The 2,898-nt window shown below is 70.5% G+C and carries 2 protein-coding genes and 1 pseudogene; all 3 read left to right on the forward strand.

Annotated elements, in window-relative coordinates:
• Window positions 1-537 (forward strand): annotated as a pseudogene (locus G6021_RS12540) (allantoinase); the annotation flags it as partial.
• Window positions 534-2,054 (forward strand): phospholipase D-like domain-containing protein, encoded by a 1,521-nt coding sequence (locus G6021_RS12545; RefSeq protein ID WP_182610356.1) that lies wholly within the window; start codon window positions 534-536, stop codon window positions 2,052-2,054. The pseudogene G6021_RS12540 and the gene G6021_RS12545, both read left to right, overlap by 4 nt.
• Window positions 2,055-2,164: 110 nt before the next feature.
• Window positions 2,165-2,898: hypothetical protein (locus G6021_RS12550; protein WP_182641433.1), on the forward strand; the 734-nt coding region annotated here is incomplete at its 3' end.

Genomic DNA, 2,898 nt, shown 5'->3' on the forward strand with positions numbered 1-2,898 from the left:
GAGGAGCTGCCGCTGCTGCGGGGGGCCAAGGCCGAGGGGCTGCGCGTGACCGCCTCCACGAGCCCGCACCTGCTCGCCCTGGTCTCGGAGGTCACCCACGGGGGCGCGGCCGCCGCCGACCTTGATCCCCCGATCCGGGACGCCGCCACGCGCGAACTCCTCTGGGACGCCCTCCGCGACGGCACCGTCGACGCGATCGCCTCCGCCCGACTCGGTCTATCGGTGGTGTGGACGGAAGCACGCCGGAGGGGGTGTGATCTCTCGGACGTGGCCGGCTGGATGTCCGGGACGACGGCCGCGATCGTCGGTCTCGAGGACCGGGGGGAGATCCGGACGGGTCTGAGGGCCGACTTCACCGCCGTCGCGGACGACGAGGCGTTCGTCGTCCTCCCCGGTGCTCGGGAGCTCGGTTCCGCCGACTCGGTGTACGCGCAGAGGGCCCTGGCGGGAGTGGTCCGCTGGACCATGACCGACGGCCGGTTCGTCGATCCCCGCTCCCTGCCCCGGGGCGCCGTCCTGTCCCGATCCGCCGCATGAACCCCGCCGTCGACCGACTGGCGTTCCTCCCGTTCCCGGCGGGCGTGACCTCGGCCCTGCTCATCACCGAGTACGCCATCAAGATCCTCGCCCTGGGCATGGTGCCGGAGAATCGGCAGCCCTCCTCCTCTCAGGCCTGGTTGCTGGCGATCCTGTTCATCCCGATCGTCGGCGTGCCGCTGTTCCTGCTGCTGGGAAACCCGTACATCACCGGCCGACGGCACGTCATCCAGGCCGAGGCCAACCGGCTCTACGAGGAGGCGCTGGAGAAGTGGCCCACGGTCCCCGACAGCGTGCGGATCCCGCCCGGGGTGCGGACGGTTCTCGAGATGAACCGGAACCTCACCGCGATCCCGTGCATGTCCGGCGAGTTCGTGGGGCTGTACTCGGACTACGCGGCCTCGCTCGCCACGATGACCGACGCGGTTCGGTCCGCCCGGGACCACGTGCACATCGAGTTCTACGCCCAGTCCTGGGACGACGAGACCGACGAGTTCTTCACCGCCGCGGTCGAGGCGGCGGAGAGGGGGGTGACGGTCCGGGTGCTGGTCGACCACCTCGGGTCCCTGCGGTACCGGGGCTTCAAGGTGCTACGACGGAGGTTGCGCCACTCGCCGGTCGAGATGCACCTCATGCTGCCGATCAACCCGTTCGTCGGGAGGTTCCGCCGGCCCGACCTGCGCAACCACCGCAAGATGCTCATCGTCGACGGAGACCACGGGTTCATCGGCTCGCAGAACCTCATCGCCCGGAACTACGGCAGCCCCCGCAACACCCGCCTCGGCCGGGAGTGGGTGGACCTCATGATGGAGGTCCGGGGTGAGATCGTCCAGGCGATGAACGGGGTGTTCGCGGTGGACTGGTACTCCGAGAGCGGTGAGGTCATCGAGACCTTCGAGGAGCTCTCCCGCGGCACGTCGGTCGGTGCCGGAGGCGCGGGAGGCGACCCCACCGCCGGCGACCCGGTCAGCGCCTTCCAGCTCGTCCCCTCGGGGCCCGGATACCGCACGCAGCCGAACCTGCGCATGTTCACCCAGCTCATCGGCCAGGCCGAGCACAGGATCAGGATCGTCAGCCCGTACTTCGTCCCGGACGAGGCGTTGCTCCACTCGATCACCTCCGCGTCCTACAGAGGTGTCGACGTGGAGTTGTTCGTCCCCGAACACGCGGACCAGTTCATGGTCCACCACGCCCAGCGGTCCTACTACCGTGCACTCCTCGAGGCCGGGGTGCGGATCAACAGGTTCCGCTCGCCGGCGGTACTGCACACCAAGATGATGTTGATCGACGACTACGGCGGTGTGGTGGGGTCGAGCAACATGGACCAGCGGTCGTTCAACCTGAACTTCGAGATCAGCCTGCTGGTGCTCGGCGGGGAGGCGCTGACCGAGATGAACGACGCGGTGGACGCCTACCTCGAGGAGAGCACGCCTCTCGGCCTGGATACCTGGCAGCGCCGTCCCTGGCCGGGGCGGTACGTCGACAACGTCGCGCGGCTGAGTTCGGCACTCCAGTAGGGGCCGGCCCCGCGGCGGGGCCCGGCCCGGCAGTCCGGATCGGCCCTGTAGTAGTACGCTTTGCGTGCGTGGGCCGGTAGGGCCCTGCTCATGACGAGAGGCCAGCACAGATGCCCCAGAACCGTGGTTCCGGACTCCGGACCAGGCGCATCGGCGCCGTCGTCGCCGCGACCGCCCTGGCGGCGGTCGCGACCCCGGCCGTGGTGCACGGCCAGGAGGCCTCGGGTTCCGACTCCTCGGTGCCCACCCAGACCGGCAACAGCAGCGTCGACGGCTTGACCGGCCTGATCCCCGAGGAGATCGTGGTCGGCAACCCCGGCTTCGGCGCGGGATCCGAGGGGTTGCGGGACATCGGGAGCGGAGTGGTGCCGGACACCGCGCTGTCCGTCGGCCAGGTCCTGGGCTCGGTGGCACCGCTCGAGGCGCTGGGGTCCGCGGGTGGATCCGCGGTGGCCTCCGTGGCCTCCTCCGGCAGCCTGCCCGGGTCCGTCTACGTCAACCCGACCGGCTCGATCGGGTCGGGCACCATCGGGCTCGGCTCGCTCTCGATCCCCGAGTACATCTTCCCGGTCCTCAGCGTGCAGTTCGCCGGCGGGTTCTTCGCCGCCCTGGCCGAGCGCCAGGAGGCCGGAGAGCTCTACCCGCACGAGCTGACGTTCTGGAACGACGTGGTGGTGGGCTCGGCCGAGGCCGGCGGGTTCCTCGAGGACGCCGCCGCCGACGCCGGCACCGAGCTCCCCGGCGCACTGGCCGGAAGCATCGACGCGGTGCAGCGTTCCGCGTTGCAGGACCCGTTCGAGGAGAACGAGCGGCGCAGGGCCATCGCGGAGGCCGCCGCGGAGGC

This window comes from Dietzia sp. CW19, from assembly GCF_014145265.1.
GTDB lineage: Bacteria > Actinomycetota > Actinomycetes > Mycobacteriales > Mycobacteriaceae > Dietzia > Dietzia natronolimnaea.

Coding starts and splice junctions, on each gene's coding strand:
- G6021_RS12545 (WP_182610356.1), top strand. CDS start 534: ATGAACCCCGCCGTCGACCGACTGGCGTTCCTCCCGTTCCCGGCGGGC.